This window comes from Paraburkholderia sp. GAS82 (genome assembly GCF_050436285.1).
GTDB classification, from domain to species: domain Bacteria; phylum Pseudomonadota; class Gammaproteobacteria; order Burkholderiales; family Burkholderiaceae; genus Paraburkholderia; species Paraburkholderia phenazinium_B.
The window spans coordinates 774190-786432 of the sequence record NZ_JBNDLX010000001.1; the positions used below are offsets into that span (position 1 = coordinate 774190).

Genomic DNA, 12243 nt, shown 5'->3' on the forward strand with positions numbered 1-12243 from the left:
TATCCGCAGTCATCATCGCGCAGTCAATGCGTGAGCAGAAACACCATGAGCACCGAAAAAATCAATCTCGACATTCATAAGATTCTCACGCTGCTGCCGCATCGTTATCCGATCCTGCTCGTTGACCGGGTGCTCGAACTCGAACCGCACAAGAGCATCAAAGCGCTGAAGAACGTGTCGATCAATGAACCGTACTTCATGGGTCACTTCCCGAGCCGTCCGGTCATGCCGGGTGTGCTGATCCTCGAGGCGCTTGCGCAGACCGCGGCGCTTTTGACGTTCTCGGAAGAGCCGCATGATCCGGCCAACACGCTGTATCTGTTCGTCGGCATCGACAATGCGCGTTTCAAGCGCGTGGTGGAGCCCGGCGATCAGCTGATCCTGAACGCAACGTTTGAGCGGCATATGCGCGGCATCTGGAAGTTCAAGGCGCGCGCCGAGGTGGATGGCGCGGTTGCCGCGGAAGCCGACCTGATGTGCGCAGTCCGTCATACGGATACGAACGGCCAGTAAGGCATGGCTGGTAACGCTGGACCGCTGACGCACGTGCATGCAACAGGCATCCGTGGGAGCGGCCAGCAATGGATAGCCGGTAGGGCGACTGACGCCCGCCTGGCCTCCGGATAACGCAACGGAATCAGAAGCGAGGGCGCATGAGCAGGATTCATCCCACTGCAATCATCGAGCCGGGCGCACAGCTCGACGAAACGGTTGAAATCGGGCCGTATGCCATTGTTGGTCCGAACGTCACGATTGGCGCGGGCACGACGATCGGCTCGCACAGTGTGATCGAAGGTCACACGACGATTGGCGAAGATAACCGCATTGGCCACTATGCATCGGTCGGTGGCCGGCCGCAGGACATGAAGTACAAGGACGAGCCGACCCGGCTCGTGATCGGCAATCGCAACACGATTCGCGAGTTCACCACGATCCACACCGGCACGATTCAGGACGCGGGCGTGACCACGCTCGGCGACGACAACTGGATCATGGCGTACGTGCACATCGGCCACGACTGCCATGTGGGCAGCAACGTGATCCTGTCGAGCAACGCGCAGATGGCCGGTCACGTGCTGATCGGCGACTATGCGATCGTCGGCGGCATGTCGGGTGTGCACCAGTACGTGCGCATCGGTGCGCATTCGATGCTGGGCGGCGCGTCGGCACTTGTGCAGGACATCCCGCCGTTCGTCATCGCGGCCGGCAACAAGGCCGAGCCGCATGGCATCAACGTCGAGGGTCTGCGCCGGCGCGGTTTTTCCGCGGATGCGATTTCGGCGCTGCGTGCCGCGTACCGCCTGCTGTACAAGAACGGCCTGTCGCTTGAAGAAGCGAAGGTGCAACTGCGCGATCTGGCCTCGGCCGGCGGGGAAGGCGACGCGCCGGTGCAGGCGCTGCTCGACTTCGTGGTCGCATCGCAACGCGGCATCATCCGCTAACCGATGGTCCTGCAACCGAGTCCGCTACGGCTTGCGATGGTCGCCGGAGAACCGTCCGGCGACCTGCTTGCTGCCTCCCTGCTGGAAGGTCTCGGCAGCCACTTGCCGGCCGATACGCAGTATTACGGCATTGGCGGCCCGCGTATGATCGCCGCGGGTTTCGACGCCCATTGGCCGATTGAAAAGCTGTCGGTGCGTGGCTATGTCGAAGTGCTGCGTCACATTCCCGAGATTCTAGGCATCCGCAACGAGCTGAAACGTCAGTTGCTGGCTGAACCGCCAACTGTGTTTGTCGGCGTCGACGCGCCTGATTTCAACTTTGCCCTCGAGCACGCGCTGCGCGACGCCGGCATTCCGACCGTTCACTTCGTATGCCCGTCCATCTGGGCATGGCGCGGCGGCCGGATCAAGAAGATCGCCAAAGCCGTCGACCATATGCTGTGCGTGTTTCCGTTTGAAACCGCGCTGCTTGAAAAAGCCGGCGTGGCGGCCTCGTATGTCGGCCATCCGCTCGCGGACGAGATTCCGCTTGTACCCGACACGCTGGGCGCACGCCGCAAGCTGGGCCTGCCGGAAAGCGGCCCGGTGATCGCCGTGCTGCCAGGCAGCCGCCGCTCGGAAATCAATCTGATCGGCCCGACGTTTTTCGCTGCGATGGAGTTGATGCAGCACCGCGAGCCGGGCGTGCGCTTCGTGATGCCGGTGGCGACGCCGGCGTTGCGCGAATTGCTGCAGCCGCTCGTGGACGCCAGTCCGGGCCTCGCGCTGACGCTGGTGGAAGGGCAGGCGCAGGTGGCGATGACGGCGGCTGACGCGATCCTTGTCAAGAGCGGCACGGTGACGCTGGAAGCCGCGTTGCTGAAGAAACCGATGGTGATTTCCTACAAGGTGCCGTGGCTGACCGGTCAGATCATGCGGCGGCAAGGCTATTTGCCGTACGTCGGACTGCCGAACATTCTGGCCGGACGCTTCGTGGTGCCGGAAATCCTGCAGCACTTCGCGACGCCTGAAGCGCTCGCCGATGCCACCCTGAAACAGTTGCGCGACGAGGCCAACCGGCGCACGCTGACGGAAATTTTCACGGAAATGCATCACGTGCTGAAGCAGAACACTGCCCTGCGCGCCGCGGAAGTGGTGGCGAATGTGGTCGAAACGCGCAAGGGGCGTCGATGACAGGTGAGCGCGCGCCCCGGCGCAAGTCCGCTGCGGTGGCAGCGCAGCCGGGTTTTGACTTCAACGCGGCGGACGAGATTGTCTGCGGCGTCGATGAAGCGGGGCGTGGGCCGTTGGCTGGGCCGGTGGTGGCCGCCGCGGTGATTTTCGATCCGTCGAAGCCGATGATCCGCGGGCTCGACGATTCGAAGGCGCTCACTGCCAAAAAGCGCGATGAACTGTATGACAAGATCGTCGACCGGGCGCTGGCTTTTTGTGTCGCTTCGGGGTCGGTCGAAGAGATCGATACGCTCAATATCCTGCATGCGACGATGCTGGCGATGAAGCGCGCCGTCGAGGGCCTCGCGGTTGCGCCGACGCTCGTAAAGATCGACGGCAACCGCTGTCCGGTGCTCAGTATTCGGAGCGAGGCGATTATCGGCGGCGACGCGCTGGTAAAGTCCATTTCCGCAGCGTCGATTCTCGCCAAAGTCACGCGTGACCGTATGCTGCTGGAGTTGCATCAGACGTTTCCCGTATATGGCTTCGACGCGCATTCCGGTTACGGTACGCCACAGCATCTGGCGGCCTTGCGTGAGCACGGGCCATGCGAACATCACCGCCGCTCGTTCGCGCCGGTGCGCGAGGCGCATCTGCGCCTGGGCAACGTGTCGGTGAGCGTGCCGGGCGCTGAGCTGATTCTTCGCTGCCTGTGAAAGCCATCACCTCGCGGGACAATCCGCTCTACAAGCGCCTCAAGGCACTGGCCGGTTCGACGCACCAGCAGCGACGCAGCGGCCACGCGCTGCTCGAAGGGTTCCATCTCGCGAGCGCGTATCTGGACGTTGCTGGCCAACCTGAAACCTGTGTCGTCACCGAAGGCGCCTTGCTTCACGACGAGGCGCAGACCATCGTTTCGCGGATCGACGAGCACCGTATCGTGACGCTGCCGGACGCGTTGTTCGGCCAGCTATCGAATGTGGTCAACGGGGTGGGGATTCTGCTGCTGGTCGAGAAACTTGCGCCGCCGTTACCGGAACGGGTCGCGCAGACCTGTGTCGTGCTCGATGGTGTGCAGGACGCGGGCAATGTCGGTTCGATTCTGCGCAGCGCCGCCGCTGCAGGGATTCAGCAGGTGTTTTGCGCGCCGGGGACGGCCTACGCGTGGTCTTCGAAAGTGCTGCGCTCGGGGATGGGCGCGCACTTTCTGCTGGAGATTCACGAAGACGTCGAACCGCAGACGCTGATCGAACGCCTTGGCGTACCGGTGGTGATTACAGACTCGCATGGCGCCGAAGCGATCTACGATTGCGACCTGTCCGGCCACCTAGCCTGGGTGATGGGCAACGAAGGCGCGGGCGTGTCGCAGACGTGGCGCGACGCGGTCACGTTGCGCGTGACGATTCCGCAGCCAGGCGGGATGGAATCGTTGAATGTGGCGGCTGCCGCCGCCGTGTGCCTGTTCGAGCAGTGCCGCCAGCAGCGCTCGGCGCGCTGACTGACCTCATGCCTCGCTCGGGGCACGCTCACGGCGCGAGCCTGAAGCCGCAGCTCTGCCTGCGCCGTCCTCAATACCCCGGCCGGTCGAGCTTGATCTCCTGCAGGATCGTCGTCGCGATTTCTTCAATCGACTTGTGCGTCGACGACAGCCACTTGATCCCCTCACGCCGCATCATCGCTTCCGCTTCGTTGATCTCGTAACGGCAGTTTTCCGGCGCCGCGTACTTGCTGCCCGGACGGCGCTCGTTGCGGATCTCCGAGAGCCGCTGCGGATCGATCGACAGCCCGAACATCTTGTTGCGATGTTCGAGCAACGGCGTCGGCAGCTTGCCGCGTTCGAAGTCTTCCGGAATCAGCGGATAGTTGGCCGCCTTCACACCGTACTGCATCGCCAGATACAGGCTCGTCGGCGTCTTGCCGCTGCGCGACACGCCAACCAGGATCACATCGGCATCGGCCAGATTGCGGTTTGACTGACCGTCGTCATGGGCAAGCGAGAAATTGATCGCCTCGATGCGGTTCTTATACTCCTCGGTGTCCGCGTTCTGGTGGCCGCGGCCCATCGCGTGACTCGACTTCAGTTCCAGTTCCTGTTCGAGCGGTTCGACGAAGGTCTGGAACATGTCCAGCACCAGCGCATTCGAGCCTTTGACAATTTTGTTCGACGAGCTGTCGACAAGCGTCGTGAAGACGATTGGCCGGCGGCCGTCCTGCTTGACCGCTTCGTTGATTTTTTCCAGCGTGGCGTAGGCTTTCTCGGTCGAATCGACAAAGGGAACCCGAACCAGGCGGAATTTCTGGTCGAACTGGGACAGGATCGAATGCGCGAAGGTTTCGGCAGTGATCCCGGTACCGTCGGAGACGATGAATACGGTAGGCGGCATCAGTGGGGCAGTAGGCAGGGAACGTGAGCGGGAAATTACGCTCGAATCTAACATCGCTGCGTCGGCGCCCAGTGTACGGTGGCTAACCGGAAACTACAGGGGCATCGGTGCGGCGCGCAGTTCGAGGCGCAATTCTCGTCCGACTGTCACATTTTGAGAGTCGGCACGGTAGAATAGCGGCAACCTGTTGGATAAGCAATTGCAGGCGAACCGCGGCTAACTCGCATTTATCGCCCGGTCAACGCCCCGCTTTTTGCTGATAACTTGCGGCGAATTTGAATAATTTCGTCAAACCGTTGGCTTCGTCGTGCTTTTGGTGCGCTTCGTGGTCCGGCTGCAAGGTTCTGCAAATCGTGTGCGCTATTAAGCGATTGTTTATCTAACAGGTTGTGCAAGACGCGAGATTGCCGGCTTATCAGGTACTCAGCGGTTCTTATGACCGCTTCGCGTCCAAGCCCACTTGCACAGTCGTGTATTTCTTCCACACTTAGGGGCTTGTATGACTAACGCAGTTAACGTCGCAAAGGATCAGGCGTATGTAGTTCCGTTCGAGCAGTTGCGGATGACCGATGTGGAGATTGTGGGCGGCAAGAACGCGTCCCTGGGCGAGATGATCAGTCAACTCGCTCAGGCAGGCGTTCGGGTGCCGACCGGCTTCGCCACCACGGCGCTGGCATTCCGCGATTTCCTCCATCACAGCAACCTCACCGAGCGCATCGCCAAACGTCTGGAGACGCTGGACGTCGACGACGTGAAGGCGCTCGCCGAAGCGGGCAAGGAGATCCGTCAGTGGATCGTCGATGCACCGCTGCAGCCGAAGCTCGAGGCGGATATCCGCGCGGGCTTCGACACGCTCCAGAACAGCTCGCCTGACGAGCTTTCGTTCGCCGTCCGTTCGTCCGCTACGGCAGAAGATTTGCCGGACGCGTCGTTCGCGGGCCAGCAGGAAAGCTATCTCAACGTGGTCGGCGTCGAAGACGTGCTCGATCGCATGAAGCACGTGTTCGCGTCGCTGTATAACGACCGTGCTATCTCCTATCGCGTTCATAAGGGCTTCACTCACGCTGAAGTGGCGTTGTCGGCGGGCGTGCAGCGCATGGTGCGCTCGGACGTCGGCGCGGCCGGTGTGATGTTCACGCTCGATACGGAGTCCGGTTTCAAGGACGCCGTGTTCATCACCTCGAGCTACGGCCTCGGCGAAACCGTCGTGCAGGGCGCGGTGAATCCGGACGAGTTCTACGTCTTCAAGACCACGCTCGCACAGGGCAAATATCCCATCATCCGCCGCTCGATAGGCTCGAAGCTGATCAAGATGGAGTTCACCAAGCCGGGCGAACCGGGCCGCGTGAAGACCGTCGACGTCGCGCATGAGCAGCGAAACCGCTTTTCGATCACCGACGAAGACGTGATCGAACTGGCGAAGTACGCCGTGATCATCGAGAAGCACTACGAGCGTCCGATGGACATCGAGTGGGGCAAGGACGGCCGCGACGGCAAGATCTTCATCCTGCAGGCACGTCCGGAAACGGTGAAGAGCCAGGCAAGCGGCAAGGCCGAACAACGCTTCAAGCTGAAGGGCCAGTCGCAGGTCATCGTCACGGGTCGCGCCATCGGGCAGAAGATCGGTGCGGGTCCGGTGCGCGTGATCCAGGATCCGTCGGAGATGGATCGTGTGCAGCCGGGCGACGTGCTGGTGGCTGACATGACCGACCCGAACTGGGAACCGGTGATGAAGCGCGCTTCGGCGATCGTCACGAATCGCGGCGGCCGTACCTGTCACGCGGCCATCATCGCGCGTGAACTGGGTGTGCCGGCGGTGGTGGGTTGTGGCGATGCAACCGATCTGCTGAAGGAAGGCGCGCTGGTCACCGTATCGTGCGCCGAAGGCGACGAAGGCAAGATTTACGACGGTCTGCTCGAAACGGAAGTCACCGAAGTCCAGCGCGGCGAACTGCCGCCGATTCCGGTGAAGATCATGATGAACGTCGGCAATCCGCAACTCGCCTTCGATTTCTCCCAGCTGCCGAACGCGGGTGTGGGTCTGGCGCGGCTCGAGTTCATCATCAACAACAACATCGGTGTACACCCGAAGGCGATTCTCGAGTACCCGAACGTCGATCAGGACCTGAAGAAGGCCGTCGAAAGCGTTGCACGCGGTCACGCATCGCCGCGCGCGTTCTACGTCGACAAGCTGACCGAAGGTATCGCGACGATCGCCGCTGCGTTCTATCCGAAGCCTGTCATTGTGCGTCTGTCGGACTTCAAGTCGAACGAGTACAAGAAGCTGATCGGCGGTTCGCGCTACGAGCCGGACGAAGAAAACCCGATGCTGGGTTTTCGCGGCGCCTCGCGTTATATCGCGGACGACTTCGCCGAAGCGTTCCAGATGGAATGTATCGCGCTGAAGAAGGTGCGCGAAGAGATGGGCCTCGACAACGTCGAGATCATGGTGCCGTTCGTGCGCACGCTGAAGCAGGCGGAGCGCGTGGTCGGTCTGCTCGACAAGTTCGGCCTGAAGCGTGGCGAGAAGGGTCTGCGCCTGATCATGATGTGCGAAGTGCCGTCGAACGCGATCCTTGCCGAAGAATTCCTGCAGTTCTTCGACGGTTTCTCGATCGGCTCGAACGACCTGACGCAGCTGACGCTCGGTCTCGACCGCGACTCGGGCATGGAGTTGCTGGCAGTCGATTTCGACGAACGCGATCCGGCGGTCAAGTTCATGCTCAAGCGCGCGATTGAAACGTGTCTGCGGTTGAACAAGTATGTCGGTATCTGCGGCCAGGGCCCGTCCGATCATCCGGATTTCGCACAGTGGCTGACCGATGAAGGCATTGCGTCGATCTCGCTGAACCCGGATACCATCATCGAGACGTGGCAGGCGTTGGCCAGGTCGTCGGCGAAATGAAGCGGCAAAATAAGCAACACGCATAGCCGTTTGGTGCGGTTCGTCAAAGCGGACCGCACTGCCCGGTAAAGTGCACCAGCTTCGTGCTATAAACACCTCGGTAGATCCGGGGTGTTTTTGTTTTGTCGGCCGGAGTTAGTGCTTTAGCACTTGCTCCGGCCTCGTGCAGCGCAGTGGAGGTCGACGTGGCGCCAGGTGGACTGTTCTGGTGGGTCGGGGCGGGCGTGCTTATCGTGCTGGAACTGATGAGCGGCACCTTCTATCTGTTGATGATCGCGCTGGGTTTGCTGGCCGGCGGTCTCGCGCGCGTGTCGGGCGCCAATCCCGATGTGCAATTTGCGGTCGCAGCGCTCGTCGCATTGGCTGCGGTGCTGCTGTTGCGGCGCTCGCGTTTTGGCCGGCGGGCGACCCGCAAAGCCGCTGCAAGCAATCCCGACGTGAATCTTGATATCGGTCAGACGCTCGCCGTGACCGGATGGCGTGACCGGCGCGCGCGCGTGAACTATCGCGGTGCCGCGTGGGACGTCGAACTCGCACCCGGTGAGCCGGAGGACGCGCGCGTCTATGAGATCAGCGCACTCGACGGCAGCCGCCTGATCGTCGTGGCGGGCAAGCATTCGCACCCGGCACCATAACAACTCAAACCGGAGTCAAACCACAGATGGGAACAAGTATGGATTCGACTATCGTCGCGGTAGTGCTGCTCGTTATCGTGTTCATGATCGCGGCCAAGACCATCAAGATCGTGCCTCAGCAGCACGCGTGGGTGCTCGAGCGGCTCGGCCGCTATCACGCCACGCTCACGCCGGGTCTAAGCATCGTGGTGCCGTTCGTGGACCGCATCGCGTACAAGCACGTGCTCAAGGAAATCCCGCTCGAAGTGCCGAGCCAGGTTTGCATTACGCGCGACAACACCCAGTTGCAGGTCGATGGCGTGCTGTATTTCCAGGTCACCGATCCGATGAAGGCATCGTATGGCTCGAGCAACTTCGTGTTTGCGATTACGCAGTTGTCGCAAACCACGCTGCGCTCGGTGATCGGCAAGCTCGAACTCGACAAGACGTTCGAGGAGCGCGACTTCATCAATCACAGCATTGTTTCTTCGCTCGATGAAGCGGCGTCGAACTGGGGCGTGAAGGTGCTGCGCTATGAAATCAAGGATCTGACGCCGCCGAAGGAAATTCTTCACGCCATGCAGGCGCAGATCACCGCCGAGCGCGAGAAGCGGGCGCTGATCGCGGCTTCTGAAGGGCGCAAGCAGGAGCAGATCAATATCGCCTCGGGTGGGCGTGAGGCTTCGATCCAGAAGTCCGAGGGCGAGCGCCAGGCGGCAATCAATCAGGCGCAGGGTCAGGCTGCGGCGATTCTGGCGGTGGCCGAAGCCAATTCGCAGGCGATCCAGAAGATCGCTGCGGCGATCCAGACCACCGGCGGCATGGAAGCGGTGAACCTGAAGGTGGCCGAACAGTACGTGAACGCGTTCGCCAACGTGGCGAAGCAGGGCACGACGCTGATCGTGCCCGGTGACCTGTCGAATATGAGTTCGATGATCGCCTCGGCGCTCACCATCGTGAACAAGGGGAAGGGTGCGACTGAAGTGCGGTAGTAGCGCGCCGGGCCGTTTCCGCTATTTGGGGAACTGAGTGCCCGTTCAAGGCAAAATGGCTCGCTTGGTATGCGGGCCATTTTCTATGGGTGAGATGTCCCGTTGCCAGCCACGGTATTGCGGCCCACGCGCGACGTCAGGTGGGGTTACGCATCAAGCGGGCCTTTTCCCGTTCCCAGTCCCGTTTCTTCTCGGTTTCGCGCTTGTCGTGCTGCTTTTTACCCTTCGCGAGACCGATTTCGCATTTGACCCGGCCGCCCTTGTAATGAAAGTTTAGCGGCACGAGCGTATAACCACGTTGCTCGACCTTGCCGATCAGCTTGCTGATCTCCTCGCTATGCAGGAGCAGCTTGCGGGTGCGCACCGGGTCGGGCGTGATGTGGGTCGACGCTTCGGGCAGCGGGCTGATGTGCGTGCCGATCAGGAACAGTTCGTGATTCTTGATCACGACGTAGCCTTCCTTGATCTGGCCGCGACCGGCGCGCAAGGCCTTGACCTCCCATCCTTCGAGCACGAGTCCTGCTTCGTAGCGCTCTTCGACCGAATAGTCGTAGAAGGCTTTTCTGTTGTCTATGATGCTCATTAATGGAAAGTGCCCAACTCGTTTAAAATCACGATTTTAGCAAAGCGGGGCAAGGAAAGCCCGCGGCGCTTGTCCACCCTTGCCACGTGCTGTCCAATTTATGGCAGATGTCCAGAAAACCGTGTTGATACGCCATTCGGCGGAACAGATGTTCGACCTCGTCACCGATGTCAACGATTACCCGAACTTCCTGCCCTGGTGCGGCGGGGTCGAGATCCGTCGTCAGGACGAGAACGGCATGGAGGCGAAGATCGACATCAACTTCAAGGGCATCCGGCAGCACTTCGCTACCCGCAACAGCATGAAGCGGCCCGAGCGCATCGACATGGAGTTCGCTGACGGCCCGTTTCGCAAGTTCACTGGCTACTGGCTTTTTACGGCGCTGCGTGAGGATGCCTGCAAGATCGAATTCGCGCTGCACTACGAATTCACCAACATCTTCCTCGAAAAGATCATTGGCCCGGTGTTCAGCCATATCGCCAACACCTTCGTCGAATCGTTCGTAAAGCGTGCCAATCAGCGCTACGGTAAGGCATGAGCGGGCGGCTGTCGATAGAAGTCTGCTACGCGTTGCCCGACGGGCAGACGCTGATTCCCGTCGAATTGCCCGAAGGAGCGACCGTGCAGCAGGCGCTCGATGCCAGCGGCATCCTGCAGCGTTTTCCGCAGATCGATCTGGCGCAGCAGAAGGTGGGTGTGTTCGGCAAGCTCAAATCGCTCGATACGGTGCTCGTCGATCATGACCGCGTGGAAATTTACCGGCCGCTGATCGTCGATCCGAAGGCGGCGCGCCAGCGGCGTGTCGAAAAGACCCGCAAGGAAGGTTCGATCGAAGGGCGCAAGTGGCAGAACAGGGATTCGCGATAGGGCGGCTGGGGCGCGAACTACTGCAATCGCATCAGGGCTGCAGCAACCTGCGCCAGCCGCCGTCATCGCGCCAGGGCTCCTGGCACGGGTTAGCCAGCCCAATCAATGCGCGGACACCTGCGCCTTCTCTTCAAGCGGCGTCGCGCCCGGATCGTCGTCCGCATGTTGCCGCACCGACCAGCTCACGCCCGCCACCAGCAAGGCGATCGCGGCCATCTCCAGCGGGCGCGGCAGCCGGTGGTCGTAAATGAACGCGTAAAGCAGCGCAAACAGCGTTTCAAAGACAATCATCTGACCTGACAGCGTCAACGGCAAGCGCTTCGCCGCGGCATTCCACAGGCCGTTGCCGAGCCACGAGGCGCCGATCGCCACGCCGAGATTGAGCATCCAGAAGGTATGCCAGCGTTCGCTGCTGAGCGTGGTCTGCAGACTGCCGGACGGCAGCAGTGCGATCAGGAGCCACAGCGCCGCGCCGAGCGCCCCGGTCACGACGCCCCACAGTACCGACCACTCGTTGCCGCTGTAGTGAGCTTGGCGCCGCAGATAGCGGGAGTTCTCGACCGCGAACCAGGTCCAGCAGGCGAGGGCGCCTGCCGCGCAGGCCAACCCTGCCAGTTTGCTCAGGACGCTGCCCGCCGTGCCGGGCGCGCCATCGGCCATGGAAAACACATCCACATTGATACAGACGATGCCCGCCACGACCATCGCCAGCGGCCACACGAGGCGAGCGAGCGGCGCAGCGCCGTGATCGCGCCTGCCGAGCAGCGTGACCGTCACGGGCAGAACGCCGATGATCAGCGACGCCGGCGCCATCCCGACCAGATGCACCGCGCTTGCCAGCAGGATGTAGTAGAGCAGGTTGCCGGCGAGCGCCAGCTTGACGAGCGCCGCGAGGTCCTCGCGGGTCAGGCGGGCGGCGAGCGAGCGCGCCATCGGCAGGGCGGCCGCCAGCGAGACGATGCCGTACATCGTGTAGCGGCCCGCGCTCAGCAGCAGCGGGGAAAACTCGGGCAACATCCGCGGCACCAGAAACACCACGCCCCACAACGCCCCGGCCATTACGCCGTACGCCACGCCACGCTGCATCGACTACTCCGACATAAAGCTGAACAGTCGCGCAGGATAGCGTGACTCTCCGAGGGTGTCTTGTTCGATCCTGCACTCGTCTTGCGAAACGAAACTGGTTCGAACCCGACCCGAACGGCGAAGCGAAATTCCCTCGCCAAAAGACCCTGGAAAATCACCGGAAATTCGCTAACCTGCTGTTCGTGCAGTGAAAACCGGGGAGGTATCGCGTATAATTC

13 protein-coding genes are annotated in these 12243 nt (G+C 61.6%); 10 read left to right on the forward strand and 3 right to left on the reverse strand.

The features are described 5' to 3' along the window. Positions 1-45 precede the first annotated feature (45 nt). The 5 genes from fabZ (at position 46) to P3T17_RS03425 (ending at position 4092) form a co-directional block, all read left to right on the forward strand. A complete protein-coding gene (gene fabZ / locus P3T17_RS03405) occupies positions 46-513 on the forward strand; it encodes a 3-hydroxyacyl-ACP dehydratase FabZ (RefSeq protein ID WP_074264289.1) in 468 nt (155 codons plus the stop codon). A gap of 140 nt (positions 514-653) precedes the next feature. Further along, positions 654-1442, forward strand: a complete 789-nt coding sequence (lpxA, locus tag P3T17_RS03410) for an acyl-ACP--UDP-N-acetylglucosamine O-acyltransferase (protein ID WP_429404704.1) — start codon at positions 654-656, stop codon at positions 1440-1442. 3 nt (positions 1443-1445) lie between these two features. After that, positions 1446-2615, forward strand: a complete 1170-nt coding sequence (gene lpxB, locus P3T17_RS03415; RefSeq protein ID WP_074264291.1) for a lipid-A-disaccharide synthase — start codon at positions 1446-1448, stop codon at positions 2613-2615. Continuing rightward, entirely contained in the window at positions 2612-3310 is a 699-nt protein-coding gene (gene rnhB / locus P3T17_RS03420; RefSeq protein WP_429404706.1) for a ribonuclease HII, read from the forward strand. The genes lpxB and rnhB overlap by 4 nt, the downstream gene beginning before the upstream one ends. Beyond that, positions 3307-4092, forward strand: coding sequence for a TrmH family RNA methyltransferase (locus P3T17_RS03425; RefSeq protein WP_074264293.1), 786 nt, complete (start codon positions 3307-3309; stop codon positions 4090-4092). The genes rnhB and P3T17_RS03425 overlap by 4 nt, the downstream gene beginning before the upstream one ends. A gap of 70 nt (positions 4093-4162) precedes the next feature. Here the strand turns inward: P3T17_RS03425 and ppsR are convergent, their stop codons facing one another. Further along, positions 4163-4978, reverse strand: a complete 816-nt coding sequence (ppsR, locus tag P3T17_RS03430; protein WP_429404708.1) for a posphoenolpyruvate synthetase regulatory kinase/phosphorylase PpsR — start codon at positions 4976-4978, stop codon at positions 4163-4165. A 499-nt stretch (positions 4979-5477) separates the two neighbouring features. Here ppsR and ppsA point away from each other — a divergent pair, with 499 nt between their 5' ends. The 3 genes from ppsA to P3T17_RS03445 all read left to right on the forward strand — a co-directional run bounded on the left by ppsA (position 5478) and on the right by P3T17_RS03445 (position 9489). Then, complete coding sequence (gene ppsA / locus P3T17_RS03435) at positions 5478-7883, forward strand: phosphoenolpyruvate synthase (RefSeq protein WP_074264295.1); 2406 nt, start codon at positions 5478-5480, stop codon at positions 7881-7883. A 185-nt stretch (positions 7884-8068) separates the two neighbouring features. Next, complete coding sequence (locus P3T17_RS03440; RefSeq protein WP_429404709.1) at positions 8069-8518, forward strand: NfeD family protein; 450 nt, start codon at positions 8069-8071, stop codon at positions 8516-8518. A 38-nt stretch (positions 8519-8556) separates the two neighbouring features. Next, on the forward strand, positions 8557-9489 hold the full coding sequence (locus tag P3T17_RS03445) for an SPFH domain-containing protein (protein WP_074264296.1): 933 nt from the start codon (positions 8557-8559) through the stop codon (positions 9487-9489). Between the two features lie 136 nt (positions 9490-9625). Here the strand turns inward: P3T17_RS03445 and smpB are convergent, their stop codons facing one another. Beyond that, on the reverse strand, positions 9626-10072 hold the full coding sequence (smpB, locus tag P3T17_RS03450) for an SsrA-binding protein SmpB (protein ID WP_074264297.1): 447 nt from the start codon (positions 10070-10072) through the stop codon (positions 9626-9628). A 100-nt stretch (positions 10073-10172) separates the two neighbouring features. Between smpB and P3T17_RS03455 the strand changes: the two genes are divergently transcribed. Both P3T17_RS03455 and P3T17_RS03460 read left to right on the forward strand, forming a co-directional pair. Next, positions 10173-10610 carry a type II toxin-antitoxin system RatA family toxin gene (locus P3T17_RS03455; RefSeq protein WP_074264298.1) on the forward strand — a complete coding sequence of 146 codons (438 nt, stop codon included), beginning with the start codon at positions 10173-10175 and terminating at the stop codon, positions 10608-10610. Further along, a complete protein-coding gene (locus P3T17_RS03460; protein WP_429404711.1) occupies positions 10607-10939 on the forward strand; it encodes an RnfH family protein in 333 nt (110 codons plus the stop codon). Before P3T17_RS03455 ends, P3T17_RS03460 begins: the two co-directional genes overlap by 4 nt. A gap of 102 nt (positions 10940-11041) precedes the next feature. Here the strand turns inward: P3T17_RS03460 and P3T17_RS03465 are convergent, their stop codons facing one another. Then, on the reverse strand, positions 11042-12025 hold the full coding sequence (locus P3T17_RS03465; protein WP_429404713.1) for a DMT family transporter: 984 nt from the start codon (positions 12023-12025) through the stop codon (positions 11042-11044). Positions 12026-12243: the final 218 nt, after the last annotated feature.

Bases quoted from the DNA above. Each gene is read 5' to 3' on its own strand.
- fabZ (WP_074264289.1), top strand. From the start codon at position 46: ATGAGCACCGAAAAAATCAATCTCGACATTCATAAGATTCTCACGCTG.
- lpxA (WP_429404704.1), top strand. From the start codon at position 654: ATGAGCAGGATTCATCCCACTGCAATCATCGAGCCGGGCGCACAGCTC.
- lpxB (WP_074264291.1), top strand. From the start codon at position 1,446: ATGGTCCTGCAACCGAGTCCGCTACGGCTTGCGATGGTCGCCGGAGAA.
- rnhB (WP_429404706.1), top strand. From the start codon at position 2,612: ATGACAGGTGAGCGCGCGCCCCGGCGCAAGTCCGCTGCGGTGGCAGCG.
- ppsR (WP_429404708.1), bottom strand. From the start codon at position 4,978: ATGCCGCCTACCGTATTCATCGTCTCCGACGGTACCGGGATCACTGCC.
- ppsA (WP_074264295.1), top strand. From the start codon at position 5,478: ATGACTAACGCAGTTAACGTCGCAAAGGATCAGGCGTATGTAGTTCCG.
- P3T17_RS03445 (WP_074264296.1), top strand. From the start codon at position 8,557: ATGGATTCGACTATCGTCGCGGTAGTGCTGCTCGTTATCGTGTTCATG.
- smpB (WP_074264297.1), bottom strand. From the start codon at position 10,072: ATGAGCATCATAGACAACAGAAAAGCCTTCTACGACTATTCGGTCGAA.
- P3T17_RS03455 (WP_074264298.1), top strand. From the start codon at position 10,173: ATGGCAGATGTCCAGAAAACCGTGTTGATACGCCATTCGGCGGAACAG.
- P3T17_RS03460 (WP_429404711.1), top strand. From the start codon at position 10,607: ATGAGCGGGCGGCTGTCGATAGAAGTCTGCTACGCGTTGCCCGACGGG.
- P3T17_RS03465 (WP_429404713.1), bottom strand. From the start codon at position 12,025: ATGCAGCGTGGCGTGGCGTACGGCGTAATGGCCGGGGCGTTGTGGGGC.